The organism is Nonomuraea maheshkhaliensis, from assembly GCF_039529435.1.
Taxonomy (GTDB): Bacteria; Actinomycetota; Actinomycetes; order Streptosporangiales; family Streptosporangiaceae; genus Nonomuraea; species Nonomuraea maheshkhaliensis.
The window spans coordinates 1-25,459 of record NZ_BAAAMU010000108.1 but is presented as its reverse complement, the minus strand read 5'-3'; the positions used below and the strand labels follow the sequence as shown (position 1 = coordinate 25,459).

Genomic DNA, 25,459 nt, shown 5'->3' with positions numbered 1-25,459 from the left:
GGCAGTTTTCTCCCTTATGCCCCCGTCCCCCTATAGTTAGGTTTACCTACCCGATATACATAAAAGCGGCCGCCCCCGTCCCGCGTGCCGGCCGCTGTGCTCAGGAGTCACCTTGACCAGGAAGTTCGCCGGCGTCGCGGTCGCCTTGGCCCTCGCTCTCGCCGCATGCGGATCGGACCCGGCGGCCGCACCCCAGGAGGGCGCCGGCAGCGGCGCCGCCACGATCGAGATCGGCTCCCTGTACGAGCCGCAGAACCTCGACAACACGGCCGGCGGCGGCCAGGGCGTGACGGAGACGTTCAACGGCAACGTCTACGAGGGCCTGTACCGGCTCACCGACGCGGGCAAGGTGGAGAACCTGCTGGCCGAGAGCCAGGAGGTGTCGGACGACGGCCTCACCTACACCTTCAAGCTGCGCCAGGGCGTGACGTTCCACTCGGGCAAGGCGCTGACGTCCGCCGACGTGAAGCAGAGCATCGAGCGGGTGAGCGCGGAGGACTCGCAGTCGGCGCGCAAGAGCCAGCTCGAGGTGATCAAGTCCGTGACCGCGCCCGACGAGCGCACCGTGGTGGTCAAGCTGTCCAGCAGGTCGATCTCCCTGCTCTACAACCTGAGCTACGTGTGGATCGTCAACGCCGGGGCCAAGGACCTGACGACCGGCGAGGACGGTACGGGGCCGTACAAGCTGGGGTCCTGGAAGCGCGGCTCGACGCTCAGCCTGGAGCCCTTCCCCGGCTACTGGGGGCCGAAGCCGGCCAACGGCGGCGTGGTGTTCCACTACTTCACCGAGGCCACCGCGCTCAACAACGCGCTGCTCACCGGCGCCGTGGACGTCGTCACCAGCGAGCAGAGCCCCGACGCGCTGGCCCAGTTCACCGGCAACCCCGACTACAAGGTGGCCGAGGGCCACTCCACGACCAAGCTGCTGCTCGCCTTCAACGACAGGAAGGCGCCGTTCGACAAGCCGCTGGTGCGCAAGGCCGTCTCCTCCGCGATCGACGACGCCAAGCTGCTGGAGTCGATCTGGGCCGGGCACGGCAGCCTGATCGGCTCGATGGTGCCGCCCACCGACCCGTGGTACGAGGACCTGACGAAGGTCAACCCGTACGACGTCGAGCTGGCCAAGAAGCAGCTCGCCGAGGCCGGTTACGCGAGCGGTTTCCGCTTCACCCTGGACACGCCCAACTACGACCCGCATCCGACGGTGGCCACGTTCGTCAAGAGCGAGCTGGCCAAGGTCGGCATCACCGTCGACATCAACGTGATCACCGCCGACGAGTGGTACAGCAAAGTGTTCAAGAAGCGCGACTTCGCCGCCACCCTCCAGGAGCACGTCAACGACCGCGACGTGGTCTGGTACGGCAACCCCGACTTCTACTGGGGCTACGACAACAAGCAGGTCACCGGCTGGGTCGAGGAGGCGGAGCGGGCCAAGACCGCCGAGGAGCAGACCGAGCTGCTGAAGAAGGCCAACCGGCAGATCGCCGAGGACGCCGCCAGCGACTGGCTCTACCTCTACCCGCAGATCGTGGTGGCCTCCTCGAAGCTGTCCGGCTATCCGGTCAACGGCCTGAACTCGCAGTTCTACGCGTACGGGATCAAGAAGGGCTGATGGCGCGTTACCTGCTGCGCCGCACGGCCTTCCTGCTGGGCTCGCTGCTGCTGGCGGCCTCGCTGCTGTTCGTGCTGCTGCGGCTGCTGCCCGGCGATCCGGCCAACGCCCTGCTGTCGATCGGCGCGACTCCCGAGCAGATCGCGGCGGCGCGCCGCCAGACCGGCTCGGACCTGCCGCTGCCCGAGCAGTTCGCTGCCTGGCTGGGCGGCCTGGCCCGGCTCGACCTCGGCACCTCCTACGTCAGCAAGCTGCCGGTCGGGAGCGAGATCGCGGCCCGGCTGGTGGTCACCGTGCCGCTGACGCTGCTGGCGTTCGCGCTGGCGGTGGTGGTGGCGGTGCCGGTCGGCTTCCTGGCCGCGCACCGGGCTCAGCGCTGGTACGGGCCGCTGCTCAGCGGTTTCGCGCAGCTCGGGATCGCGGTGCCGGTGTTCTGGATCGGCATGCTGCTGGTGACGGTGTTCGCGCTGCGCCTGCGGCTGCTGCCGGCCGGCGGGTTCCCGCGCGAGGACTGGGCCGAGCCGGGACGGGCGCTGACTGCGCTGGTCCTGCCGGTCGTCACCATCGCGCTGGTCATGTCGGCCTCGCTGATCCGCTACGTCCGCGCGGCCACGCTTGACGTGCTGGGCAGCGACCACCTGCGCACCGCGCGGGCGCTGGGCGAGTCGTTCGCCGGCGCCATGTGGCGGCACGGCCTGCGCAACGCGGCCGGGCCGGTCATCGCGGTGCTCGGCATCGAGCTGGCCACGACGTTCCTGGGCGCGGTGGTGGTGGAGAGCGTGTTCGCGCTGCCCGGCCTCGGGACCCTGCTGATCGAGGGCATCTCCGAGCACGACTATCCGGTCATTCAGGGCGTGCTCGCGGTCAGCACGTTCGCGGTGCTGGTGATCGGGTTCGCCGCCGACGTGGCGCAACGCCTGATCGATCCGCGGCTGCGGACCCGCCTGGGGCGCTCGTGAAGGGGCCCAGGAGCAGGAGGACCGGGTGCGAGGGGCCTGCGAGCAAGGGGCTCGCCGCCGGGTGCGTGCTGGTCGGCGTGGTGCTCGCGGTGGCCGTCGTGTCGCTGGTGTGGCTGCCGTACGATCCGGCCGACACCTCGGGCGGCCGGCTGGTCCCGCCGGGCGGCGAGCATCTGCTGGGCACCGACAAGCTGGGCCGCGACCTGCTCACCCAGCTCATGATCGGCGCCCGCATCGCGCTGGTGGCCGGCGGCGGGTCGGTGCTGCTCGGCGGCGCGCTCGGGGTGCTCGCCGGGCTGGCCGCCGGGTTCGCGACGCGGTGGCTCGACGACGCGCTGGCCGCCGCCCTGGACGCCTTGATCGCCTTCCCTACGTTGCTGCTGGCCATGCTGGTGGTCGCGGTGCGGCAGGCGTCGCTCGGCTCGGCGGTGCTGGCGATCGGGCTGGCCATGTCGGCGGTGGTCGCGCGGCTGACCAGGATCCTGGTCAAGCGGGTGCTCGCGCAGGACTACATCACGGCGGCGCGTACGTCGGGCAGCTCGTGGCCGCGGATCATCGCCGGACACGTGCTGCCGAACATCTGGCCGACGCTGCTGGTCAACCTGGCCCTCCAGCTCGGCCTGGCCGTGCTGGCCGAGGCGTCGCTGTCGTACCTCGGCCTCGGCCCGCCGCCGCCGAACGCGTCCTGGGGACGGCTGCTGCACGAGGCCCAGGCCACCGTGCTCACCGCGCCGGTCGGCGCGATCGCGCCTGGCGTGCTGCTGGTCGTGCTCGTCGTCGGCGTGAACCTGGTCGCCGACGGGCTGCGCGACCTCGCCCCGGGGAGGAGCCGATGAGCCGGGAGGAACCGACGGTCCCGGAGCAGCCGACCCCGGCCGAGCCGGTGACCCGGGACGTGCCGCCGCTGCTGGACGTGGACGGGCTGTCGGTGCGCCAAGCGGGCGGCGGTGAGTTGCTGCACGGTGTGTCGTTCACGCTGGCGCCCGGTGAGCGGCTGGGACTGATCGGCGAGTCCGGGTCGGGCAAGTCGCTGACCGCGCTGGCCGTCCTCGGCCTGCTGCCCGCCGGGCTGAGCGCGCACGGCAGTGTGCTGCTGGCCGGCACGCAGATCGTCGGCGCGCGGGACCGCCGGCTGGACCGCGTCCGCGGGCGGACGGTGAGCGCGGTGTTCCAGGAGCCGCTCACGGCGCTGGACCCGCTGATGCGCATCGGCAGGCAGCTCGCCGGGCCGATCCGGCGCCGGCGCGGGCTGCGCGGCGGGGCGTTGCGGGCCGCCGTCTCGACCGCGCTGGACGAGGTCCGCCTGTCGGCACGGGTCGCGGGCGCGTACCCGCACGAGATCTCCGGCGGCCAGCGGCAGCGCGCGGCTCTCGCCATGGCGCTGGCCTGCGAGCCCGACCTGCTGATCGCCGACGAGCCGACCACGGCGCTCGACGTGACCGTGCAGGCCGAGGTGCTCGCGCTGCTCAACGGGCTGGTCTCGGGCCGGTCGATGGCGCTGCTGCTCATCGGCCACGATTTGGCCGTGGTCGCGGGCGTGACGGACCGGCTGGCCGTGCTCGAACGCGGCTCGCTGGTGGAGTCGGGAAGGGCGGAGGACATCGTGCGCGCACCGCGGCACCCCTACACGCGTGCGCTGGTGGAGAGCGCGGAGGCGTTCGAGGCCGAGTTCGATCGGCTGGCGCCATGACGCTGCTGGAGGCAAGGGAGGTCGGGTTCGCGTACCGGGGCGGGGCGCCCGTGCTCTCCGGCGTGTCCGTCGCGGTGACGGCGGGGCGCAACCTCGCGCTGGTCGGCGAGTCGGGGGCGGGCAAGAGCACGCTGCTGCGGCTGCTGCTGGGCCTGGCCCGGCCCAGCACGGGTGAGGTGCTGTTCGACGGCCGGCCGCTGCGGCCAGGGCGCGACCAGGAGTTCCGGCGCAGTGTCCAGCCGGTGTTCCAGGATCCGTACTCGTCGCTGGATCCGCGCCAGCGGGTGGACCGCATCGTGTCGGAGCCGCTGCGGGCGATGCGGATCGGCGCCCGCGACGAGATCGGCGACCGGGTGGCGGAGACGCTGCGCGCCGTCGGACTGCCGGCGGACGCCGCGCGCCGCTATCCGCACGAGTTCTCCGGCGGGCAGCGGCAGCGCATCGCGATCGCCAGGGCCATCGTGTGCGAGCCGCGGATCCTGCTGGCCGACGAGCCGGTCAGCGCGCTCGACGTGACCACGCGCGTGCGGCTGGTCGAGTTGCTGCGGGAGCTGAAGGCGACCAGGGAGCTGACGCTGGTGATGGTCTCGCACGACCTGGCCGTGGTGAGCGCCCTGTGCGACGAGATCGCCGTGCTGGACGGGGGCCGGATCGTGGAGCAGGGGGCGAGCGCGGCCGTGCTCGGCTCGCCCACCCACCCGCACACGCGCCGCCTCGTCGCCAGCGTCCCCCGCCTGCGCCGCGACACCGGTCCGGCGGCGTCCTGACCGGTCCCGCGCTGACCGGCCTCTCCCCCTACCCGCCCTTCGGCGCGTCCTGATCAGGGTGAGGGGCCGGGCTCTCCGTCCTTGGGCGCGGTCCGTGCCTGTTCCGCGCTCGGCTCGGGCTTGGGCTCCGTCGCCGGGCTCTCGCCGTTCTCCTCCAGGTACGCCTCCGGCACGTCCGGCATGACCGGCATCAGCTCCTTGCGGGACACGAACGTGTCCAGCAACGACAGAAGCATGGCCAGCACCGGCACCGCCAGCAGCGCCCCCACCGCCCCGAAGAGCTGCGCCCCCAGCAGCACGCCCGCGAACGCGACCCCCGGATGCATGTTCACCGCCCGCCCGCTGATCCGCGGCTCCAGCGTCAGGTTCTCCACCTGCTGGTAGAGGATCCCCCAGGCCAGGGCCGCCAGTCCGATCCAGGGCCGGGGCGAGACCAGGCCGACCACGGTGGGCAGCGCGATCGCGATGTAGGTGCCGATCGTGGGCACGAGCTGGGCCACGATCCCGGTCCACACCCCCAGCGCCAGCCAAGAGGGCATGCCGAGCAGCAGGAACACGACGGCCGAGCTGGTGCCGTTGATCGCGGCCAGGATGAGCCGGGCGGAGACGTACCCGCCGGTCTTGACCAGCGACACGTCCCACACCGTGAGGAAGACCTGCTGGACGCGGCCCGGCAGCAGCTGGGCGAGCCAGCGCCGCAGCCGGGGGCCGTCGGCCGAGAAGTAGAAGGTGAGCAGCAGCAGGGCGAAGGTGTTGAACACCGCCAAGGTGATCGTGCCGAGCAGGCCGAGCACGCCGCCGAGCAGGTCCTGTGCGTAGGTGGCGGCCTGCTGAGGGGTCAGGTTGATGGAGCTGAGGATGGTGGAGATGTCGTACTTCGTACCGAATCGGGTGTTGATCCACTCGATGGCGCCGGTGACGACCTCGGGCAGCGCGCGTACGAGTAAGGCGGCCTGCTCGACGAACAAGTTGCCGAACAGCAGGAGGAAGACCGCGGCGAGCAGCGCGATCCCGATCATCACGAGGACGGCCGCGGCGCCCCTGCGCATGTGCCGGGCCAGCCGGCCGACCGCGGGCTCCATCGCCAGCGACAGGAACCACGCCATCACCACGACGACGATCAGCGAACCGGCGTCGGTGAGGACGAAGCGGATGAGGTACACCACGACGACGACCGCGACGACGGCGAACCCCACCCGCCACACGTTGGCCGGCGAGAGCAGCACCTGGATCCGCTGGATGGGCTCGGGGCGGGGTTCCCTGGGCTCGAACGGCTTCATGGCACCCTCCTGACCGGGGCACGCGGCGATATGCCTCACCGGCATCTCTTCCCCGTCCAGAGTGAATCGTGCACGGCGGCCCCCGGCACCTGAGCGGACGCCGGGCGGTCACGGGCGGGTGGCCGCGGCCACGAAGAGCGGCAGGGCGAGGAAGAGCCGGTCGCGGCGCCCCCGTTCGCGCTGCTCGGCGAGCCACGACTCGGCCTGCGCGTCGCTGATCGCCCCGGCCGAGCGGGCCCGCTCCGCGAGGTCGGCCAGCACGGGCACCGCCCTCTCGTCCGCGAGCACCCAGGTGTGGACCTCGACGGTGACGTCGGTGAAGCCGGCGTCGAGGAGGAGGTTGCGGTGCCGGCGGGCGCAGGGCGAGCCGGTGACCAGGTCCGCGCGGGCGTGCACGATCGTACGGGTGAGCGCGGCGTCGTCGGAGTCGACGACGTAGGTGTCCCAGTCCTGGCCGATCAGCACGATGCGCCCGCCGGGAGCGAGCACGCGCCGCGCCTCCAAGGCCGCGCGGCCGGGGTCGTCCAGGATGTGGTAGAGCTTCTCGGCCCGGTAGCCGCGCAGCTCGCCGTCGGCGAACGGCAGCGCGTAGGCGCCCGCCACGCAGAAGTCCCCGGCGGGCCAGCGCCCGCCCGCCACCTCGATCATCCGCTCGTCGAGGTCCACGCCGATCGCCCGCGCACCCCGTCCGGCCAGCTCCCCGACCGCGCGCCCGGCCCCGCACCCGACGTCGGCGACCGCCGCGCCCGGCGCGAGGCCGAGGAGTTCGTAGGAGCGGGCGCGCAGCTCGGCCGCCCCGGGGAGGCCGTCGGCGAGGTCGAGCAGGGTGATGAACGCGTCGGTCTGCTCGCTGGTGCGGCCCGTGCCCGACGTCCTGTCCAGGTTCGTGTTCGTCTTCATGGGGGCGATCCTGCGACTTCAAGTCGGCTTGAAGTCAAGCGGCCGTCGTCAGGCTCTCGCGGTGCAGGAGCCCGGCCCGGGGGCCCTGGCCGTGATCAGGTAACGGTCGATCTGCCGCTCCAGGCAGGTGGACCCGCCGGCGTAGGCGGTGTGGCCGTCGCCGTTCTTCGTCAGCAGCACGCCCTTCGACAGCTGCGCCGCCAGCGCCTTGGCCAGCGCGTACGGCGTCGCCGGGTCGCGGGTCGTGCCCACCACCACGATCGGCGGCGAGCCGTGAGCCCGCACCTTCTTGGTGAACGCCTTGCCCTTGACCGGCCAGTACGGGCAGCGCAGCTCGGGCCGGTCGAGGCAGTGGATGGCCCGGAACGCCTCCAGCGTGTTGGCGTACGTGCCGTCGGCCCGGCGCCCGTTGTAGAGGTCGGCGAGCCGCAGCAGCAGCGAGCCGTCGCCCTTGAACCCCTGGGCCAGCGCCAGGCGCAGCGTCGGCCAGTACGCCACCCCGTACAGCGCCTGCTGGACGCCGGTGCGCACGACCGCCTCGCTCACCTGGCGGCCGTCGTAGGTGTTGCGCAGCGGCGCGCGATCGGCCCGCTTGTACAGCGCGTCGATCCGCTTCACCGCCGCGCGCACCGAGTGCTTCTTGAACGGGCAGCCCTTGGCCTTGAAGCAGTCGCGCACGAACGACTCCAGCGCCGTCTGGAAGCCCGTGACCTGGCTCTGGGCGAACTCGCCGCCCGACTGGCCGGGGTCTTCCGCGCCGTCCAGCACCATGGCGCGGATCCGCCTCGGGAACAGGTCGGCGTAGCGGGCGCCCAGGTAGGTGCCGTACGACCAGCCGAGGTAGGTCAGGCGGGAGTCGCCCAGCGCCGAGCGCATCACGTCCATGTCGCGGGCGGCCTCGCCCGTGCTCACGTGGGCGAGCAGGTCCTTGCCCGCGTTGGCCGCGCAGGCCTTCGCGAACGTCTTCGACCACATCCTGGCCTGCTTGATCTCGGCCTTGGTGTCGGGGGTCGGGTCGGTGGAGTAGAAGGCGTCCAGGCCCAGCGTGCCCAGGCAGCGTACGGGGGCCGATCCGCCGACGCCGCGCGGGTCGAAGCTCACGACGTCGAACCGCCTGCGGAGCGAGGCCGACACGACCGCCTTGCTCGCCTTCAAGCTCTCCACTCCCGAGACTCCGGGGCCGCCGAAGTTGAGCACCAGGGAGCCGATCTTCTTTCCGGCCGCGGGAAGCCGGATCAGGCTGATCTTAATCCGTTTCCCGCCCGGCTTCGAATAGTCGAGCGGAACCTTTAATTTGGCGCACTGGAAGCCGCCGCCACACGCTGACCAGGCAAGACGCTGGCCGTAATAGTCGGAGACCCGGCCGGGCGCCGTGGCGTTCGCCGTACCGGCCAGGCCGGTCATGGCGATCACGGCGACGATCACGGGTGAAATGATGGTGATGAAACGTCGCATAAGGAAAAAGTGACCGCTTAACCTTGCGGACCCCTTTAAAGGCGCTGGAATAGATCCCTTGCAAGAATGCCCGTGCCCATGCCACGCGCAGCCGTCACACGTATGGACCGGCCGCCGTCAGGGCGCGGACCGTTCCGGGGCGCGCAGCCCGGCGATGATGCGGTCGAGGGCGGCCAGGTCCGCGGGGTCCAGGGCGAGCAGGGAGCGCGGCGGGCGGGCCAGGATGCGCTCGGCCTCCTCGGCGACCGCCGTCCCTGCCGGCGTCAGCGTGACGATGCGGCTCCGGCGGTCGCTCGGGGCGACACTGCGGGTCACGTAGCCGCGCCGCTCCAGGTCGTCCACCATCAGCGTGGTGTACGGCTTGTCGGTGGACAGCTCGGCGGTCAGCTCCCGCATCGTCATCGGCCCGGCCAGCAGGCGGCGCAGCGCCTTGACACGGAAGAAGCTGATGCCGAGCGTCTCGGCCACCTCCTTGCGGCGGTCCTCCTGGCGCAGGACGAGGTCGTACATGCCGGACCAGACGCGGGCCACCGCCTCCTGGTCGGGGGTCTGGCTCATGAGGTCTACGCCGTTCCTTCCGCGGTGAGGTCGAGCCGTTGGGCGGTGCGGGCGGCGCTGTCACGGGCCCAGCCGGTGGTGGTCAGGATACCGAGCAGGGCGATCACCAGGCCGCCGCCGGCGATGATCCACCAGCCGATGTGAGTGGCGGCGGGAAACCCGGTGGCGAACGGGCCGGCGACCGCCGAGGTGACCAGCGAGCCGATGACCGCGACGCCGAGCACCTGCCCGATCTGGCGGCTGGTGGAGGCCACCGCCGCGGCCATCCCGGCCCGGGCGCGCGGCATGCCGGACACGGCGGTGTTGGTGATCGGCGCGTTCACCATGCCGAAGCCCAGCCCGAACAGCACGTACGCGGTCATGAGCCGCCAGGTCGGCATCTCCGCCGTCAGCCCCGTCAGGATCAGGCCGCTGAGCGCCATGGTGACCCCGGCCACGACGAGCGGCACGCGCGGCCCGGCGCTCGCCACGATCCGGCCGGACAGGGGCGCGCAGACCGCGGTCAGCCCGGCGATGGGCAGCGTGTAGAGGCCGGCGTGCAGGGCGGACAGGCCCAGCACGTCCTGGAGGTAGAGGGTGTTGAGGAACAGGAACCCGCCCAGCGCGGCCAGGGCGCACACGGCGGTGACGGTGGCTCCCGCGAACGGGGCGCTGCGGAAGAAGCGCAGGTCGATCAGGGGTTCGGCGTGGCGCAGCTCGTACGGGACCAGGCAGGCCAGCGCCAGCGCGGCGACCGCGAAGCAGGCCAGCGTCCGCGGCGAGCCCCAGCCGGCCGCCGGCGCCTCGATGAAGGCGTACGTCACGGTGGCCAGCACCACGATGATCAGCACCTGGCCGACCGGGTCGATCCGGCGGGCGCGCGGGGCGCGCGACTCCGGCACGAACAGCGCGCACAGCACGAACGCGGCCGCCCCCACCGGGATGTTGATCCAGAAGATCGCCTGCCAGCCGGCCGTGCCCACCAGCGTGCCGCCGACCAGCGGGCCGAGCGCCATGCTGAGGCCGATCATGCCGCCCCACACGCCGATGGCCCTGGCCCGCTCGCGCGGCTCGGTGAAGGTGTTCGTGATGATCGACATGGCGACCGGGTTGAGCATCGAGCCGCCGACGGCCTGCAGCGCCCGCGCGGCGATGAGCCAGCCGAGGCTGGGCGCGAGCGAGCACATGAGCGAGCCGAGCGTGAACAGTGTCAGCCCCGTCTGGAACGTGCGGCGGCGGCCGACCCGGTCCCCGGTCGAGCCGGACAGCATGAGCAGGCTGGCCAGCACCACCGTGTACGCGTCGATGATCCACTGCAGGCCGGAGACCGACGCGTTCAGGTCGCGGCGGATGGCGGGCAGCGCGATGTTCACGATCGTGTTGTCCAGCCCGACGATGAACAGGCTCATGCAGCAGATGCCGAGGACGAGCATGCGCCGGCGGGGGCTGAGCACGGGGGTCGCGGCGGGCGGGGCGGAGACCCGCTTGGTTATAGGCACATAATGATTATATTCGCATAACTAAGTACGTCCACTGACTGGTATCCCGGCAGATGACGGCAAGGAGGCCCTGGTCTTCGACCAGGAGGCGAACCTGGAGGCGGAGCTGATCGCCGCCGTACGTCAGCGCCCCGCCGGTCAGAGCGTCGTCGACGCGCTACGCGAGCACGCGCTCAAGTCCTGGCTCCCCGTCTCGACCCACCCGCGCTGGCCCGAGTCCAGCCGGCTCCTCGGCTCCACACCGGTGCTGCGCGAATACGCCAAGCGCGTGTGGACCCGCCACGCCGACGCCCTCAGCGCCGCCATCGCCGACGACGCGGGGGTGAGCCACGACAACCTCGCCTGCCAGGCCCTGGCCCGGTTCGTCCTGGAGATCCCGGCACTCACCCGAGGCCGCCCGGACCATCGGGCCGCCGTCGAAGAGCTCTTCGACCTGCTCACTCACGGCCGGCGCCCGCCCACGCCCTCGGAGCCTCAGACCCGGCTGCCCGCTCCCCGGTAGAACGGGCCGGAGGCGGGGTGGACCTCGATGCGCCGGCCGACCCGGGCCAGCCGCCGTTCGAGCTCGCGCGGCCGGTGCGGGACCTTGACGATCTGGTACGCGGTCCCGTCCAGGAGCCGCCGCCGGATGGTCGAGGACTCCTCGCCTTCGATGAGCTCGTCGGCGGTCCGGTAGGCGTCGAGCGCCGCGGTGAGCTCTGGGGAACGGCAGGGCGTGGCGCTCGTACTCGGTGGCGATGGCCCGGTAACAGCCGATCTGCTCGTCGAGGAGTGCTTGCAGACGCGTGCCGTCAGCCGATGTCATGAGACGACCATCACAAAACGTTCGCCGGACTGCGACACCTCTCGGGCCGGGCCGAGGTGAGGCGGGCGTTCTCGCGGGGAGGACATGACCATGGGCGACACGGTCTCCGCACGGCGCGATGGAGGCGAGGAGCGCGGCACCGCGATCCTCGATGTGAGCGGGCTGCGGTGGGCCTCGGAGCAGAACGTGGTCGTGGCCGTGCTCGGCCGGCGTCCAGGGGTGCTGCACGTCGAGGCCAACGCGGTGGCGCAGACGGCGACGGTGCGCTTCGATCCGCGCCGCACGTCCGTCGCCGAATTGCGTACGTGGGTCATCGAGTGCGGCTACCACTGTGCCGGGCAGTCCGTGCCCACCCACCTGTGCGACCCGATGACCGAGCCCTACCGGCCAGCCGATCACGCGGCCGGTGCCGAGGTCGCACACCGCGAGGCGACGGATCACGGCGGCGAGACGATCGCGCCACACGAGATGGCGGGTCACGGCGACGAGATGGCGGGTCATGGCGGGATGTCGATGGCGGCGATGGTCGCCGACATGCGCAACCGCTTCCTGGTGGCCGCGCTCTTCTCCATCCCGATCGTGCTCTGGTCCCCGATCGGCACGGACGTCTTCGGGCTGGAGCTGCCCGTGCCGTTCGGGTTGCGGCAGGACGTCTGGGCGTTGCTGCTCAGCCTCCCGGTGATCTTCTACTCGTGCTGGATCTTCTTCGCCGGAGCCGTACGCGCGCTCAGGGCCCGTACGCTCGACATGATGGTGCTCGTCGCGGTCGCGGTGGGCGCCGGCTGGCTCTACTCCCTGATCGTCACCCTCACCGGCGGCGGCGGTGAGGTGTTCTACGAGGCCGCCACCGTCCTGGCCGCGTTCGTGCTGCTCGGCCACTGGTTCGAGATGCGGGCGAGAGGCGGCGCGAACGACGCCGTCCGCGCCCTGCTCGACCTGGCCCCGCCCATGGCGACGGTCCTGCGCGACGGCCGCCCGGTGGAGGTCCCGACCGCCGAGGTGGTGGCCGGTGACCTGCTGCTGGTACGCCCGGGCGCGAAGATCCCGGTCGACGGCGTGGTCGAGGACGGCCAGAGCGAGGTGGACGAGGCGATGGTCACCGGCGAGAGCCTGCCGGTGCACAAGGAGCCGGGCTCGGCCGTCATCGGCGCCACCATCAACCGCGACGGCACGCTGCGCGTCCGCGCGACCAAGGTCGGCGCCGACACCGCTTTGGCGCAGATCGTCCGGCTGGTCCAGGAGGCGCAGAACTCCAAGGCGCCGGGGCAGCGGCTGGCGGACCGGGCGGCGTTCTGGCTCGTCCTGGTGGCGCTGGCCGGCGGCGCGCTGACCTTCCTGGTCTGGCTGCTCGTGGCGGGGCAGCCGCTCGGCGTCGCGACGCTGTTCGCGATCACGGTCGTGGTCATCACCTGCCCGGACGCGCTCGGCCTGGCCACTCCGACCGCCATCATGGTCGGCACGGGGCTGGGCGCCGAGCGTGGTGTGCTGTTCAAGAACGCGATGGCGCTGGAGACCTCGGCTCGCGTCGACGTCGTCGTGATGGACAAGACCGGCACCCTGACCAAGGGCGAGCCGGAGGTGACCGATGTGGTGACCGTCGGCGCGCTGCCGGAGGAGGAGTTCCTGCGCCTGGTCGCGGCGGTCGAGCGCGAGTCGGAGCATCCGCTGGCCGCGGCGATCGTCCGGCACGCCGACGACCTGGGCCTGGCCCCGATGACGGCGAGCGGGTTCGAGAACGTTCCCGGGCACGGCGCCGTCGCGCAGGCCGGCGGGCGCCGGGTCGTGGTGGGCAACCGGCGGCTGCTGGAGCGCGAAGGGGTGGAGCCGGGGGCGCTGGCGAGCAGGCGGCAGGAGCTGGCCGAGGGCGGCAGGACCGCGGTCATGGTCGCCGTGGACGGCACCGCGGCCGGGGTGATCGGCATCGCGGACGCGGTCAGGGACACCTCCTCATCGGCGGTGGCCGAGTTGCACGAGCTCGGTGTCGAGGTGGTGATGCTCACGGGCGACAACGCGGCCACCGCGGAGCGGATCGCGCGGCTGCTCGGCATCGACACCGTGGTCGCCGAGGTGCTGCCGGAGGAGAAGGCGGCCAAGATCGCCGAGCTGCGGGCCGGCGGCCGCAGGGTGGCCATGGTCGGCGACGGTGTCAACGACGCCCCGGCGCTGGCCCAGGCCGACCTGGGCATCGCCATCGGGGCCGGCACGGACGTGGCCATCGAGACCGCCGACGTCGTGCTCATGCGCTCCGATCCGCTCGACGTTCCGACCGCCCTGCGGATCGGCCGGGGCACGTTGCGCAAGATGCGGCAGAACCTGGGCTGGGCGATCGGCTACAACACCCTCGCGCTGCCGATCGCCGCCGGGGTGTTCGAGCCGGCGTTCGGGCTCGTGCTCCGGCCTGAGATCGCCGCGCTGTCCATGTCGGGTTCGAGCCTGATCGTGGCGGTCAACGCCCTCGCGCTCAAACGGCTGCGCCTGCCCTCCCCCGGCGCTTCGTGACGTCAGGTCCCCGGTGCCCTGCCGCTGGTTATCCGGCGTCGTTCATCCGGCGTTGTTTATAGGGCGTTGTTTATAGGGCGTCGTTTATCGGGCGTCGTATCGGGCGTCGCACAGGGCCCGGCTGACCAGCCGGTCGACGGCGGCCTCAAGCTGGAGAACGCGCTTGGCCGAATCGAAGCGCTCGGTGGAGACGGAGACCACGATGCTGCGCTCGCCGTCGGCGGTGACTCCCGTCCGGGTGGAGAAGCCGAGAATGTCCCCGCCGTGCCCCGCGTAGGTGCCGCCGCACGGCAGCGGACGCCGCATCAGGCCGAGTCCGTAGCGGGCGCCGGGCCAGATCTGCCGCAGCTCCTTGGCGACCGGAACGGTCTTGCGCATCTCGGCGAGCTGCGCGGGCCGCAGGAGCCGGCCGCCGAGCAGGGCGGTGAAGAACCGGTCGAGGTCCGCGGTGGTGGAGATGAGCCCGCCCGAGGCGTCCGCGTCGCGGTGCCGGGTGGTGTCGACGAACCCCTCGCCGGTCTTGAAGACGCTGTATCCGCGCGCGTGGGGGCGCGGCAGCTCGGCCGAGTTTCCCGGCCACCGGGTGTGCTTGAGGCCCAGTGGCTTGATGACGCGCCGGTCCACCTCGGCGTGCCAGGTGCGGCCGGTCACCTTCTCGATGATCAGGCCGAGTACGGCGTACCCGGTGTTGGCGTACGACCAGCCCTTGCCGGGAGCGAAAGCCGGCTTGTGGCGCATCGCCCTGGAGATGACCTCGCGCGCGGTGTAGGTGTCGAAGCGGTGGCGGCGGTACTCGCGGGAGGAGGCGATGGCCGTCGGGAACGGGTAGTCGTCGACGATCCCGCTCGTGTGCTGGAGGAGGTGGCGAACGGTGATCTTCCGCCCGTCGTTGCCGTGCCCCTTGATCAGCCCGGGAAGCCATGTGTCCGCGGTGTCGTCGAGTGACAGCTCCCCCTCGCCGGCCAGTTGCAGCACCACGGTGGCGACGAAGGTCTTGTTGGCGGAGCCGATCCGGAAATATCCTTCCGGCGGCACCGGGCTCTTCGTCCGGACGTCGGCGACGCCGGCGGTCACGACCATGCTCCCGCCCTCGCCGGTGACGCGTACCTGCACCCCCGTGGCTCCGCCGGCGACGATCCGCTCGGCGTCGCGCCGCAGGTCCGACCGGCTGTCCCCGGGGGCGGCGGCGATGGTGGTGGCCAGCAGGGCGGAGACCACCCCTAAGGGTGAGACGAACATGATTTTTCCGCTTTCGTCGGCATACGTGATCGAGCGCGTTCCACTCTCGTGGCAGGCGCGCAGGCCGGCATCGGTCGTTCGGCTGACCTTGATCGGCCGAACGACCAATCAAGCTCAGAGACGCCGAACGGCTCCACACCCGCAGGTGTGGAGCCGTTCGGTTTGGAGCCGCCGGAAGGCGTCAGCGGAAGCGGCGCAGCCGGAGGCTGTTGCTGACCACGAAGACGCTGGAGAACGCCATCGCCGCGCCCGCGATCATCGGGTTGAGCAGCCCCATCGCCGCCAGCGGCAGCGCGGCCACGTTGTAGGCGAAGGCCCAGAACAGGTTGCCCTTGATCGTGGACAGCGTCCGGCGTGACAGCCGGATGGCGTCGGCCGCCACCCGCAGGTCACCGCGTACCAGGGTCAGGTCCGATGCCTCGATGGCGGCGTCGGTGCCGGTGCCCATGGCCAGGCCCAGGTCCGCCTGGGCCAGCGCGGCGGCGTCGTTGACGCCGTCGCCCACCATGGCCACGACCTTGCCCTCGGACTGCAGCTTCTTGACCACGTCCACCTTGTCGGCGGGCAGCACCTCGGCGATCACCTCGTCGATGCCCACCTCGGCGGCGACGGCCTTGGCCACGGCCTCGTTGTCGCCGGTCAGCAGGACCGGCGTGAGGCCGAGGGCGCGGAGCCTGGCGATGGCCTCCTGGCTGGTCGGCTTGACCACGTCGGCCACGACGAGCACGGCGCGGGCCCGGCCGTCCCAGCCGACCGCGACCGCAGTGCGGCCGGCGGCCTGGGCCTCGTGCAGCTCCCGTTCGAGGTCGGCGGGCAGGTGCTGCGACCACTCGGCCAGCAGCCGGGGGCGGCCGACCAGCACGGCGTGCCCGTCCACGATGCCCTGCACACCGAGGCCCTCGACGTTGGCGAAGTCCTCAGGCGCGGGCAGCGCGCCGACGCGGGCGGCGGCGCCCTTGGCGACGGCCTGGGCGATCGGGTGCTCGGAGGCGTGCTCCAGCGCGCCGGCCAGGCGCAGCACCTCCTCCTCGCTCTCCCCCTCGGCCACGTGGACGGCCGTGAGCGTCATCCTGCCCTCGGTGACCGTGCCGGTCTTGTCCAGCACGACCGTGTCGATGCCGCGGGTGGACTCCAGCGCCTCGGGGCCCTTGATCAGAATGCCGAGCTGGGCGCCGCGCCCGGTGCCGACGAGCAGCGCGGTCGGGGTGGCCAGGCCGAGGGCGCACGGGCAGGCGATGATCAGCACCGCGACCGCCGCGGTGAAGGCCGCTCCCGCGCCGGCGCCCGTACCGAGCCAGAAGCCGAGCGTGCCGAGCGCGAGCGCGATCACGATGGGCACGAAGATGCCGGAGATGCGGTCGGCGAGCCGCTGCACCTGCGCCTTGCCGGTCTGGGCCTCCTCGACCAGCTTGGCCATCTGGGCGAGCTGGGTGTCGGCGCCGACCCGGGTGGCGCGCACGACCAGCCGGCCGCCCGCGTTCACCGTGGCGCCGGTGACGGCGTCGCCCGTCCCGACCTCGACCGGCACGGACTCGCCTGTCAGCATCGAGGTGTCCACGGCCGAGGAGCCCTCCTCGACCACGCCGTCCGTGGCGATCTTGTCGCCGGGCCGGACCACGAAGCGGTCGCCGGTCTTGAGCTGCTCGACCGGCACGCGCCGGCCGTCGGCCAGCTCCACCTCCTTGGCGCCCAGCTCCAGCAGGGCCCGCAGCGCGGCGCCCGCCCGGCGCTTGGAGCGGGCCTCGAAGTAGCGCCCGGCCAGGATGAACGCGGTGACGCCCGCCGCCGCCTCCAGGTAGATGTTGCCGGAGCCGTCGGTGCGCTCGATGGTCAACGCGAACGGGTGCGTCATGCCGGGCACGCCTGCGGTGCCGAAGAACAGCGCCCACAGCGACCAGCCCAGCGCGGCGATCGTGCCGATCGAGATCAGCGTGTCCATCGTCGCGGCGCCGTGGCGCAGGTTGGTCCAGGCCGCCTTGTGGAACGGCCAGCCCGCGTACACCACCACGGGCGCGGCCAGCACCAGCGACAGCCACTGCCAGTTGGTGAACTGCAGCGGCGGGATCATCGCCATCGCGATCACCGGCACCGCCAGCACCACGGAGGTGATGAGGCGCTGGCGCAGGGGCCGCAGCTCGTCCTGCGGCTCCTCCTCCCCCGTCTCGGTCTTGGGGGGCGCGGGCAGGGCCGCCGTGTAGCCGGCCTTCTCCACCTCCTCGACGAGCAGCCGCGGATCGACGCCCTCGGGGAAGGTGACCTTCGCCTTCTCGGTGGCGTAGTTGACCGTCGCGGTCACGCCGTCCATCTTGTTCAGCTTGCGCTCGATGCGGTTGGCGCACGAGGCGCAGGTCATGCCGCCGATCGAGAGTTCGACCGCGTTGTGCCGGTCATCGGTGAGCTGTGACATCACCGTTCTCCTTCCTCTCGCTCAGTGGCCGTGGCCGTCGTCATCGTGCCCGGTCGGCGTCGGCTCGGCCGTGGCCGGCCGCTCCCCCGCCGCCGCGGTGAAGGCGGCGGTACGGACCTCGTCCCCGTGCTGGAAGTCGAGGAAGAGGCGGTAGTCGCCGGTGCTGGGCACCTCGGCGTAGAAGACGATCTCGGGGCCGGCCGCCGTCCTGCCGTCACCGGGCTCGCCGTCGGGGTGGACGTGCAGGTAGGCCAGGTCCCTGGCGCGCAGGGCCACCAGGTGGCCGTAGGCGCCGAGGTAGGGCTGCAGGTCGGTGACGGGCTCGCCGTCCTTGCTCACCTTGAGGGTGAGCTTACTGGACCGTCCGGGCGTCAGCTCGCCGTCGAGGGTGACCTCGTATCCGTCGACCTTGGCCGTACGGGACTGCTCGGGCAGCTTCCCCGGCTTGTAGTCACCGGCCACGGTCAGGTCGGCCCCCAGCGTCAGGCCGCTGCCGCCGGCCGGCACGAAGTCGGCGAAGGCGCGGTACGGCCCGGCTTCCGGCAGCGTCAGCCGGACCGACCAGACGCCGTCGGAGCCCAGCTCGGGGTGCACGTGCTGGAAGTTCCTCAGGTCGCGGGAGGCGACGATGAGGTGCAGCTTCTTGTCGTGCTCGACCTCGTAGCCGGTGACCGGCCGGCCGTCGGGCCCGGTCACCGCGAACCGGAAGTCCGCCGGCTCGCCCGGCTCGAACGTCGCCGTCAATGGTTCGAACGTGTAGCCCTTCTCGGACACCTGGAGCCCCCCGGGGGTATCTTGCTTCGCCTGTCCAGTGTCGTGCCCGGCGTCATGCCCGGCGCTCGTGGCGGGCGTGGGGGTGGCGGCGGGCGCCGTCATGCCTGCGTGATCCGCCGCCTGAGGCGTTCCTGACCCGGCCGTTCCGGCCGTTTCCGACCCGATCGGGCCGACCAGCTTGCCCGCACCCAGGGCGCCGCCGAAGACGACGGCCAGCCCCAGCACGTACGCGCCGAGCTTCGTCGCGGCGTTCACTGGTTCACCACTTCATAGCCGGCCTCGTCGACCGCGGCCGCGATCCGCGCCGCGTCAACGGGGCCGTCACTGTCGACGGTCAGCAGGCCGGTCGCCAGGTCCACCTCGACGTTGGTGACACCGGCCACTCCGCCGACCTCTTCCTTGACCGAGCTCACGCAGTGGCCGCAGGTCATGCCCTTGACGGTGTAGGTGGCGGTGCTCATATCGATCTCTCCTTCAATCCGTGGGGGTCAGGAACGTACGAGTCGTGCGATGGCGTCGGAGGCCTCCTTGACCTTGGCCTCCGCCTCGGGCCCGCCCTTCCGCGTGGCCTCGGCCACACAGTGGGCCAGGTGCTCTTCGAGCAGCGACAGGGAGAACGACTTCAGCGCGCTGGTCGCGGCCGACACCTGCGTCAGGATGTCGATGCAGTATTTGTCCTCTTCGACCATCCGCTGCAGGCCGCGGACCTGCCCTTCGATCCGGCGCAGGCGCGTCGCGTGGTCCTGCTTGCTGCCGCTGTATCCGGCCATGTCCACTCCTTCCCTCGGTCAGCTGCTCCATCAACACCATACCCCCCTATGGTATTTCCGGCAACGAGTCGCCGGCGCGCGTACGTTCTTTTCGGCTTTTTTGGCTTTTCTTGGAGAGAGCTGTCGAATCGCGTCGAGCCCGTTCGTAGCAGGGGTGAGAGGCCGGCAACGGACCGGTCACCACTCACCGGAGGTTCGTCATGTCCGTCATCACCACCGCCGTTCCCGCCAGGTCCCTGATCCTCAGCGGCCTGACCGCCACGGCCGTCGCCGGCGCGGTGACCGCCGCCGTCGCCGCGGCGGGTGAGCTCGCCGGGATCAGCCTGGTCGTCAACGGCGCGCCGATCCCGGTGTCCGGGTTCGCCACGCTGACCGTCATCTTCTCCCTCGTGGGCCTGGTCCTGGCCGCCGTCCTGGCTCGCCGGGCCAGGCACCCGCGCACGACGTTCGTCCGCACCACGCTTGTGCTCACGGCGCTGTCTCTGGTACCGGATGTGCTCGTCGGCGCGTCGGTGACCACGAAGGCGCTGCTCATGGTGACGCACGTCGTCGCCGCCGCGATCGTCATCCCGGCCATCGCCCGCCGCCTGTCCGCCTGATCCCCTGGTCGAAGGAGTTCGCCCGTGAAGAAGTACCTGCTCGCCGTCCAGTACGACGAGAGCACGCCGTGGCCGTCCGAGGCCGACCTGAGCGAGCAGCAGGCCAGGACCACCAAGGTCACCACCGACATGCAGGCGGCCGGTTGCTGGGTGTTCGTCGGCGGCCTGGTGGGCTCGCACGCCACCACCGTCGTACGTCCCGGCGACGGCACGACCACGATGACCGACGGGCCGTTCGCCGAGACCAAGGAACAGCTCGGCGGGTTCTGGGTGATCCAGTGCGACGACCTGGACCAGGCGCTGGCCTGGGGTGAAAGGTGCGCGCTGGCCTGCGGGTCACCGATCGAGGTGCGCCCGTTCGAGGACGCGCAGTGGACGTGAGCGGGCGGTGAACCCGGTGGATCTGAACGGCGATCCACCGGGCCGAGTGCGGCAGGTGCGTGGCCACACCGGGCCGAGTACGGCAGGTGCGTGGCCACCCTGACGCGCCTGCCCGGGGACATCGGCCTGACCGAGGACTTCGTGCAGAACGCGTTCACCGTGGCCGTCCAGAAGCAGGCGCAGGGGCCCGGCCGAGGGCTTCTCAGCCAGAACGCGTTCACCGTGGCCATCCAGAAGCACACGCAGGAACCCGGCCAAGGACCTCGGCCAGAACGCGATCATCGTAACCGTCCGGAAGCACACGCAGGGGCCGCCGCCCAATCCAGGCGCGTGGATCGTCACCACCGCCCGCAATCGGGCGATCGACCGCCTGCGCCGCGAATCCACCCGCCGTACACCCGCCAGGCCCGCCACCCCCAGGCGCTGCTGCTGCACCAACCCGACGAACCCGAGGAGGTGGGACCGGTGCGCGACGACCAGCTCCGCATGATCTTCACCTGCTGCCACCCGGCACTGTCCCCGCCCGCCCGCACCGCGCTCACCCTGCGCCTGCTCGGCGGGCTGGAGGTGGCCGAGATCGCCCGAGCCTACCTGGTACCGGAATCGACCGTTTTCCAGCGAATCGTCCGCGCGAAGAAGAAGATCCGCGACGCCGGCATCCCGTACCGCGTGCCCGACGCCGCCGAACTGCCCGACCGGCTCACCTCCGTGCTGACCGTCCTCTACCTGATCTTCAACGAGGGGTACACGTCCACGTCAGGAGAGCTGCTGCGGACGGATCTGTGCCTGGAGGCGGTCCGCCTGGCCAGGGAACTGGCCGCGCTGATGCCCGACGAGCCCGAGGCGCTCGGGCTGCTGGCGCTGCTCCTGCTCACCGAGGCCCGCCTGCCCGCCCGGGTGGGACCGGCAGGCGAGCTGGTGGTGCTCACCGAACAGGACCGGTCACTGTGGAACCACCGGCTGATCGCCGAGGGGCACGAGCTGGTACGCCGCTGCCTGCGCCGTGACCGGCCGGGTCCGTACCAGCTGCAGGCCGCGATCAACGCCGTGCACACCGACGGCCCGGCCACCGACTGGGCCCAGGTGCTCGCCCTGTACGACCAACTGCTCCAGCACGTCCCCACCCCGATCGTCGCGCTGAACCGCGCGGTCGCCGTCGCCGAAGTACACGGCCCCGAGGCAGCCCTGACCGCTATCGAGGACCTGAGCCTGCCCGGCTACCGCCTACTGCCCGCCACCCGCGCCGACCTACTGACCCGCCTCGGCCGCACCGGCGAAGCCGCCACCGCCTACGGCCAGGCCATCGCCCTGGCCACCAACGACACCGAACGCACCTTCCTGCGCGCTCGACGGGCCCGCCTGGCCCCGGACGTGTGACCGCGGACGATGTGGTCGATCGCGTACGACCAGACCGACGGACTCATGAAACTGACGACCGATACGCAGGTCTTCGTCGACGGGGTGACGCAGGGCGACGGCCCCTCGAAGCAGGAACGCCTGAGCGGATTCGAGCGCCGACCGGGTAGGCCGATCACCCAGCGCCCGCGTGCCAACCGCAGCACGCGGAACACGCGGCCCTGGCAGGGAACCCGGCGCGCAGCGGCCGAACGGGAGCCGCCAGATCGACCAGCGCCTGCCACTTACGGCTGAAAACGCGGCGCTCAGCGGCGGTCGTCAGTGACGGTGATGAGCCCGCCCTCGTAGGCGGCGACGACGAGCTGGGCCCGATCGCGGGCGTGCAGCTTGGCCAGCAACCGGCTGATGTGGGTCTTGACCGTGCCGACGGTGAGGTGCAGGTGCTCGGCCAGCTCGGTATTGGACATCCCCCTGCCGATGAGGGTGAGCACCTCGCGCTCGCGCTGCGTGATGTCGCTGAGATCCCGGACGACGGGGGCGGGTTGAGCGCCGCGCAGGAAGTCGGCGATCAGCCGGCGGGTCACGGTGGGTGCGAGCAGCGCCTCACCGGAGGCGACGACCCGGATGGCGGCCAGGAGCTCGGTCGCCGTGGCGCTCTTGATGAGAAATCCGCTGGCACCGGCCCTGAGCGAGGCGTACACGTAGTCGTCCTGGTCGAACGTGGTGAGGATCAGCACGCGGGTCCCGGCGTTGGCGGGGTCGGCGCAGATCCGCCTGGTCGCCTCAATACCGTCCATGTCAGGCATCCGCACATCCATGAGGACGACATCCGGCCGCTGAAGGCGAGCCAGCCGCACGGCCTCGGCACCCGTACCGGCCTCCCCCACGGCGGTCATCCCCGGCGTGGCGTTGATCAGCACTTTGAGGCTGTCCCGCACCAGAACCTGATCCTCGGCCAGCACCACCCGAATCCGCGCCGACGACGGCACGTCGTCCGGGACGGCATCCCCACTCACCCCACCACTGCTCACGCCCACACCACCCTCGCCACCCACGCCACCCTTCGCGATGTCAGCCTCCCAACGTCAGCGCCCCCAACCTGAGCGCCCCCAACCTGAGCACTCTCGACCTGAGCGCCCCCAACCTGAGCACTCTCGACCTGAGCGCCCCCGACCTGAGCGCCCTCGACGTGAGCACTGCCAATGCCAGCCCCGCCCATGAGCGCACCGATCACGCCGACGCCGCCCAAGTCACCACCTCCCCAGATCGGCACCGCCGACGTCTGCGCAACCATGTCAACGCCGCCTCCTAAACCGCGCACCCGTCATCAGCGCCGCCCACGTCAGCACCACTCCCACCGGCACCGCCCGCGCCAGGACCACCCACGTCAACGCCAGCGCCACCCGTGCCAGCGCCACCCGTGCCGGCACCACAACGCCGGCACCACCCACCTCAGCACCACCCACGCCGGGACCCCAGCACCATACGGCGCGCCGGCACCAGCGAGCCCAGCACTGACGGCAACACCTCTCCCACCGGCGGTGGTCATGGCAGGGGGTCGGGCTGGTCGTCGTAGGGTAAGCGGGCCGTGACGCGGAAGCCGCCTTCGGGGCGGAAATCGGCGTCGAACGTGCCGCCGTACATCTTGACGCGTTCGCGCATGCCGATCAGGCCGTGGCCTCCGCCTCGGCCGGCTCGCGGGGGTCGCCCGTGGCGAGGGCCGTCGTCGGTGACCTCGATGGCGGCGGTCCGTCCGCCGATGGCGACGGTGACCGAGCAGCGGGTGGGCCCGGCGTGGGTGATGACGTTGGTCAGCGCCTGCTGCACGATCCGGTAGACCGACACCGCGACCGCGGGCGGGAGCGCGGCCTCCTCCTGGACGGTCAGCTCCACCTCCACCCCGGCCGAGCGGGCGTGGTCGGCCAGCTCGGGCAGGTCGGCCAGGCCGGGGACGGGCACGTGGGGCTCCGCGAGGTCGCCGTCGGAGCGCAGGAGACCGAGGACCCGCTGGATCTCGGTGAGCGCGCCGCGGCTGGTCCGTTCGATGACGGCCAGGGCGGCGCGCACCTCCTGCGGGCGTTCGTCGGCGACGTGGTTGGCCACGGTGGCCTTGACGGCGATCAGGCTCATGCTGTGGCCGATCACGTCGTGCAGCTCCCGGGCGATGCGCCGTCGTTCGTCGGCCACCGCGGCCTCGGAGAGGTGGCGGACGAGGCGGGCGGTCGTCTCCCGTTTCCACTTGACGGCCCTCCCCACACCCCAGCAGGCGAGCAGGAACACGCAGATCGTGCCGATCTCCACCGGCCAGTATGGTGGCAGCTCGCTGGGGGTCGCCGGGGGCGGCAGGCCGGGGAGCACCTGATCGTAGAAGAGCAGGATCGCGCCCGTCGCGGCGAGCGCGCAGGCCACGAGGCCGCTCACCGACCAGGTGGCGGAGGCGGTGGCGGCCACCAGGTAGAGCGCCAGGACGGTCGGCACGAACGTCAGCCAGATCATGCCCGCCGCGACCGCGCCGGACAGGGTCGCCGCGGTGGCCGTGGCGCACGCGAGGACGAGCATGGCGCGGGGCCGGCGCCGCCGGAGGGCGATCGGGAGGCTCACGACCGCCGCCACCGGCCAGGCCGACCAGGCGGGCCACGGCGACGAAGGGCCGGGCGGATCGACGATGGCGTAGCCGATGGTCAGCGCCACGACGACCGCCGCCGCCGCGTTGGCGACTCCGTTCGTTCCGATCCGCCGGGCCCAGGTCATCAACAGCCTCTCCGATGAAGCCCCCGCTGTCAGGCGGGGGAGGTTGTCACGACGAGAACGTACCGTCACGGCGGATCATCTGGCATCTGACCAGGGTCGTACTTTCGGCGTCTGTCTGAGGTTGTACGGGGGCTCGTGCCGGCCGTTCAAGATGCGACCTGAGCCAGACGCGCGGACCGGGCGTCGTCCAGCACGCTGCTGGTGCGCCCCGGCGTTCCGGCCGGGGCGTTCGGACTCGGACGGACGGGCGGCAGAGCATGGACATCGACCTACGCGGGCGCATCACCCGGTGGCGGCAGGCCGACGCGGCACGGCGGGCCGCCAACGCCGAGGCCGACCTGGGCCGCCGGCCTCCCTTCCCCGGCCGGTGGGTGAGCGCCGTCTCGCTCATCGGCGGCCCCACGCTGATCATGGTGGGGACCCTGCTGCGTTCCCCGTTCTACTTCTTCGTCCCTTACCAGCTCGTCGCCTACACCCGCCATCCCGCCCTCATCACCGCCGCCTACGTCTGTTTCGCGGCCGGGTTCGTGCTGCTCTGGCCGGCGATCATGGCTCTGGCGCACCGGATCGCCGTCACCCATCCGCTGTGGGGCGTATGGGGCGGCTGCCTGGTGATCGTCGGCCTGTTCACCCGGACCTTCCAGTACGGCACCGACCACCTGGCCTTCCACCTGACCGACACCCTCGGCCTGCCGACCATGCTCACGGGCATCGACGGCTACTACCTGGCCTGGCGCGACTCCGTCTGGCACCCGTTCAGGTCCATGTCGGGGCCGGCCTTCTTCGGCTGGGTGGTGCTGGCCGTCGGCGCCTACCGCTCCGGCGCTCTGGGGTTAGGCCGGTCGATCGCGCTCGGGCTGATGTCGGCACTCGCCCTCGGCACCCTCAAGGGCACCGAACCCCAGTCCTTCGTCGCCGTCGGCGGTCTGTGCCTCGCCCTCATCCCGATGGGCGTCTCGCTGCTGCGCGAAGGCCCTCCGCCGACCAGGCGCGCCATGGTCTGGATCGTCGCCCTCGCCGCGGTGCACGTCCTCATGACGGCATTCGGCCCGAGAGGGTGATGAGCGGGGATGTGCGCCGACCTGGACGTCACCTCCCCTGGTCCGGGCCGCGCCGGGCTGAGCCGAGGCCGGTCGAGGCCGGTCGAGGCCGGTCGAGGCCGGTCGAGGCCGGTCGAGG

The 25,459-nt window shown here is 71.7% G+C and carries 23 protein-coding genes; 11 read left to right on the top strand and 12 right to left on the bottom strand.

The window, feature by feature from the left end; all coding sequences use genetic code 11:
• The first annotated feature begins 112 nt into the window (after positions 1 to 112).
• Genes ABFX54_RS43610 through ABFX54_RS43590 form a run of 5 tightly spaced genes read left to right on the top strand, consistent with a single transcriptional unit; the run spans position 113 to position 5,028 of the window.
• Positions 113 to 1,612: an ABC transporter substrate-binding protein gene (locus tag ABFX54_RS43610; RefSeq protein ID WP_346112851.1), complete on the top strand. Its 1,500-nt coding sequence runs from the start codon at positions 113 to 115 to the stop codon at positions 1,610 to 1,612.
• Complete coding sequence (locus ABFX54_RS43605; protein ID WP_346112850.1) at positions 1,612 to 2,571, top strand: ABC transporter permease; 960 nt, start codon at positions 1,612 to 1,614, stop codon at positions 2,569 to 2,571. Before ABFX54_RS43610 ends, ABFX54_RS43605 begins: the two co-directional genes overlap by 1 nt.
• Positions 2,568 to 3,407 (top strand): ABC transporter permease, encoded by an 840-nt coding sequence (locus ABFX54_RS43600; protein WP_346112849.1) that lies wholly within the window; start codon positions 2,568 to 2,570, stop codon positions 3,405 to 3,407. The genes ABFX54_RS43605 and ABFX54_RS43600 overlap by 4 nt, the downstream gene beginning before the upstream one ends.
• A complete protein-coding gene (locus ABFX54_RS43595; RefSeq protein WP_346112848.1) occupies positions 3,404 to 4,261 on the top strand; it encodes an ABC transporter ATP-binding protein in 858 nt (285 codons plus the stop codon). Before ABFX54_RS43600 ends, ABFX54_RS43595 begins: the two co-directional genes overlap by 4 nt.
• Positions 4,258 to 5,028, top strand: coding sequence for an ABC transporter ATP-binding protein (locus ABFX54_RS43590; RefSeq protein ID WP_346112847.1), 771 nt, complete (start codon positions 4,258 to 4,260; stop codon positions 5,026 to 5,028). Before ABFX54_RS43595 ends, ABFX54_RS43590 begins: the two co-directional genes overlap by 4 nt.
• A 53-nt stretch (positions 5,029 to 5,081) precedes the next feature.
• Here ABFX54_RS43590 and ABFX54_RS43585 read toward each other — a convergent pair whose 3' ends face one another.
• The 5 genes from ABFX54_RS43585 to ABFX54_RS43565 form a co-directional block, all read right to left on the bottom strand.
• Positions 5,082 to 6,308, bottom strand: coding sequence for an AI-2E family transporter (locus ABFX54_RS43585; RefSeq protein ID WP_346112846.1), 1,227 nt, complete (start codon positions 6,306 to 6,308; stop codon positions 5,082 to 5,084).
• A 108-nt stretch (positions 6,309 to 6,416) separates the two neighbouring features.
• The gene (locus tag ABFX54_RS43580) at positions 6,417 to 7,208 is read right to left on the bottom strand and encodes a methyltransferase domain-containing protein (RefSeq protein WP_346112845.1); all 792 of its coding nucleotides are present in this window, start codon (positions 7,206 to 7,208) and stop codon (positions 6,417 to 6,419) included.
• A gap of 48 nt (positions 7,209 to 7,256) precedes the next feature.
• Positions 7,257 to 8,633, bottom strand: coding sequence for an alpha/beta hydrolase (locus ABFX54_RS43575; protein WP_346112844.1), 1,377 nt, complete (start codon positions 8,631 to 8,633; stop codon positions 7,257 to 7,259).
• 147 nt (positions 8,634 to 8,780) lie between these two features.
• Positions 8,781 to 9,221 carry a MarR family winged helix-turn-helix transcriptional regulator gene (locus ABFX54_RS43570; protein WP_346112842.1) on the bottom strand — a complete coding sequence of 147 codons (441 nt, stop codon included), beginning with the start codon at positions 9,219 to 9,221 and terminating at the stop codon, positions 8,781 to 8,783.
• A gap of 5 nt (positions 9,222 to 9,226) precedes the next feature.
• On the bottom strand, positions 9,227 to 10,699 hold the full coding sequence (locus tag ABFX54_RS43565) for an MFS transporter (RefSeq protein WP_346112841.1): 1,473 nt from the start codon (positions 10,697 to 10,699) through the stop codon (positions 9,227 to 9,229).
• 244 nt (positions 10,700 to 10,943) lie between these two features.
• Here ABFX54_RS43565 and ABFX54_RS43560 point away from each other — a divergent pair, with 244 nt between their 5' ends.
• Positions 10,944 to 11,201 carry a hypothetical protein gene (locus ABFX54_RS43560; protein ID WP_346112840.1) on the top strand — a complete coding sequence of 86 codons (258 nt, stop codon included), beginning with the start codon at positions 10,944 to 10,946 and terminating at the stop codon, positions 11,199 to 11,201.
• Between the two features lie 393 nt (positions 11,202 to 11,594).
• Positions 11,595 to 14,003, top strand: a complete 2,409-nt coding sequence (locus ABFX54_RS43555) for a heavy metal translocating P-type ATPase (protein WP_346112839.1) — start codon at positions 11,595 to 11,597, stop codon at positions 14,001 to 14,003.
• 84 nt (positions 14,004 to 14,087) lie between these two features.
• Here ABFX54_RS43555 and ABFX54_RS43550 read toward each other — a convergent pair whose 3' ends face one another.
• The 5 genes from ABFX54_RS43550 to ABFX54_RS43530 all read right to left on the bottom strand — a co-directional run bounded on the left by ABFX54_RS43550 (position 14,088) and on the right by ABFX54_RS43530 (position 19,193).
• Positions 14,088 to 15,242, bottom strand: coding sequence for a serine hydrolase domain-containing protein (locus ABFX54_RS43550; RefSeq protein ID WP_346112838.1), 1,155 nt, complete (start codon positions 15,240 to 15,242; stop codon positions 14,088 to 14,090).
• 181 nt (positions 15,243 to 15,423) lie between these two features.
• Positions 15,424 to 17,649 carry a heavy metal translocating P-type ATPase gene (locus tag ABFX54_RS43545; RefSeq protein WP_346112837.1) on the bottom strand — a complete coding sequence of 742 codons (2,226 nt, stop codon included), beginning with the start codon at positions 17,647 to 17,649 and terminating at the stop codon, positions 15,424 to 15,426.
• A 21-nt stretch (positions 17,650 to 17,670) separates the two neighbouring features.
• Complete coding sequence (locus ABFX54_RS43540) at positions 17,671 to 18,678, bottom strand: hypothetical protein (RefSeq protein WP_346112836.1); 1,008 nt, start codon at positions 18,676 to 18,678, stop codon at positions 17,671 to 17,673.
• A complete protein-coding gene (locus tag ABFX54_RS43535) occupies positions 18,675 to 18,884 on the bottom strand; it encodes a heavy-metal-associated domain-containing protein (RefSeq protein WP_346112835.1) in 210 nt (69 codons plus the stop codon). The genes ABFX54_RS43540 and ABFX54_RS43535 overlap by 4 nt, the downstream gene beginning before the upstream one ends.
• A gap of 27 nt (positions 18,885 to 18,911) precedes the next feature.
• Entirely contained in the window at positions 18,912 to 19,193 is a 282-nt protein-coding gene (locus ABFX54_RS43530) for a metal-sensitive transcriptional regulator (protein ID WP_346112834.1), read from the bottom strand.
• Positions 19,194 to 19,393: 200 nt separating this feature from the next.
• On the opposite strand from ABFX54_RS43530, the gene ABFX54_RS43525 reads away from it, so the two are divergent.
• The 3 genes from ABFX54_RS43525 (at position 19,394) to ABFX54_RS43510 (ending at position 21,550) form a co-directional block, all read left to right on the top strand.
• Entirely contained in the window at positions 19,394 to 19,792 is a 399-nt protein-coding gene (locus tag ABFX54_RS43525) for a DUF6069 family protein (RefSeq protein ID WP_346112833.1), read from the top strand.
• Positions 19,793 to 19,816: 24 nt separating this feature from the next.
• The gene (locus ABFX54_RS43520; protein WP_346112832.1) at positions 19,817 to 20,173 is read left to right on the top strand and encodes a YciI family protein; all 357 of its coding nucleotides are present in this window, start codon (positions 19,817 to 19,819) and stop codon (positions 20,171 to 20,173) included.
• Positions 20,174 to 20,263: 90 nt separating this feature from the next.
• Positions 20,264 to 21,550 (top strand): RNA polymerase sigma factor, encoded by a 1,287-nt coding sequence (locus ABFX54_RS43510; protein WP_428834632.1) that lies wholly within the window; start codon positions 20,264 to 20,266, stop codon positions 21,548 to 21,550.
• 284 nt (positions 21,551 to 21,834) lie between these two features.
• On the opposite strand, the gene ABFX54_RS43505 is transcribed toward ABFX54_RS43510, so the two are convergent.
• On the bottom strand, positions 21,835 to 22,545 hold the full coding sequence (locus ABFX54_RS43505) for a response regulator (protein ID WP_346112831.1): 711 nt from the start codon (positions 22,543 to 22,545) through the stop codon (positions 21,835 to 21,837).
• 529 nt (positions 22,546 to 23,074) lie between these two features.
• Complete coding sequence (locus ABFX54_RS43500) at positions 23,075 to 24,280, bottom strand: sensor histidine kinase (protein ID WP_346112829.1); 1,206 nt, start codon at positions 24,278 to 24,280, stop codon at positions 23,075 to 23,077.
• Positions 24,281 to 24,537: 257 nt separating this feature from the next.
• Here ABFX54_RS43500 and ABFX54_RS43495 point away from each other — a divergent pair, with 257 nt between their 5' ends.
• Positions 24,538 to 25,341, top strand: a complete 804-nt coding sequence (locus ABFX54_RS43495; RefSeq protein ID WP_346112828.1) for a hypothetical protein — start codon at positions 24,538 to 24,540, stop codon at positions 25,339 to 25,341.
• The last annotated feature ends 118 nt before the right edge of the window (positions 25,342 to 25,459 follow it).

Excerpts from the sequence above, each read along its gene's own strand:
- ABFX54_RS43605 (WP_346112850.1), top strand. The coding sequence starts at position 1,612 with ATGGCGCGTTACCTGCTGCGCCGCACGGCCTTCCTGCTGGGCTCGCTG.
- ABFX54_RS43595 (WP_346112848.1), top strand. The coding sequence starts at position 3,404 with ATGAGCCGGGAGGAACCGACGGTCCCGGAGCAGCCGACCCCGGCCGAG.
- ABFX54_RS43590 (WP_346112847.1), top strand. The coding sequence starts at position 4,258 with ATGACGCTGCTGGAGGCAAGGGAGGTCGGGTTCGCGTACCGGGGCGGG.
- ABFX54_RS43585 (WP_346112846.1), bottom strand. The coding sequence starts at position 6,308 with ATGAAGCCGTTCGAGCCCAGGGAACCCCGCCCCGAGCCCATCCAGCGG.
- ABFX54_RS43580 (WP_346112845.1), bottom strand. The coding sequence starts at position 7,208 with ATGAAGACGAACACGAACCTGGACAGGACGTCGGGCACGGGCCGCACC.
- ABFX54_RS43570 (WP_346112842.1), bottom strand. The coding sequence starts at position 9,221 with ATGAGCCAGACCCCCGACCAGGAGGCGGTGGCCCGCGTCTGGTCCGGC.
- ABFX54_RS43555 (WP_346112839.1), top strand. The coding sequence starts at position 11,595 with ATGGGCGACACGGTCTCCGCACGGCGCGATGGAGGCGAGGAGCGCGGC.
- ABFX54_RS43550 (WP_346112838.1), bottom strand. The coding sequence starts at position 15,242 with ATGTTCGTCTCACCCTTAGGGGTGGTCTCCGCCCTGCTGGCCACCACC.
- ABFX54_RS43545 (WP_346112837.1), bottom strand. The coding sequence starts at position 17,649 with ATGTCACAGCTCACCGATGACCGGCACAACGCGGTCGAACTCTCGATC.
- ABFX54_RS43535 (WP_346112835.1), bottom strand. The coding sequence starts at position 18,884 with ATGAGCACCGCCACCTACACCGTCAAGGGCATGACCTGCGGCCACTGC.
- ABFX54_RS43530 (WP_346112834.1), bottom strand. The coding sequence starts at position 19,193 with ATGGCCGGATACAGCGGCAGCAAGCAGGACCACGCGACGCGCCTGCGC.
- ABFX54_RS43525 (WP_346112833.1), top strand. The coding sequence starts at position 19,394 with ATGTCCGTCATCACCACCGCCGTTCCCGCCAGGTCCCTGATCCTCAGC.
- ABFX54_RS43500 (WP_346112829.1), bottom strand. The coding sequence starts at position 24,280 with ATGACCTGGGCCCGGCGGATCGGAACGAACGGAGTCGCCAACGCGGCG.
- ABFX54_RS43495 (WP_346112828.1), top strand. The coding sequence starts at position 24,538 with ATGGACATCGACCTACGCGGGCGCATCACCCGGTGGCGGCAGGCCGAC.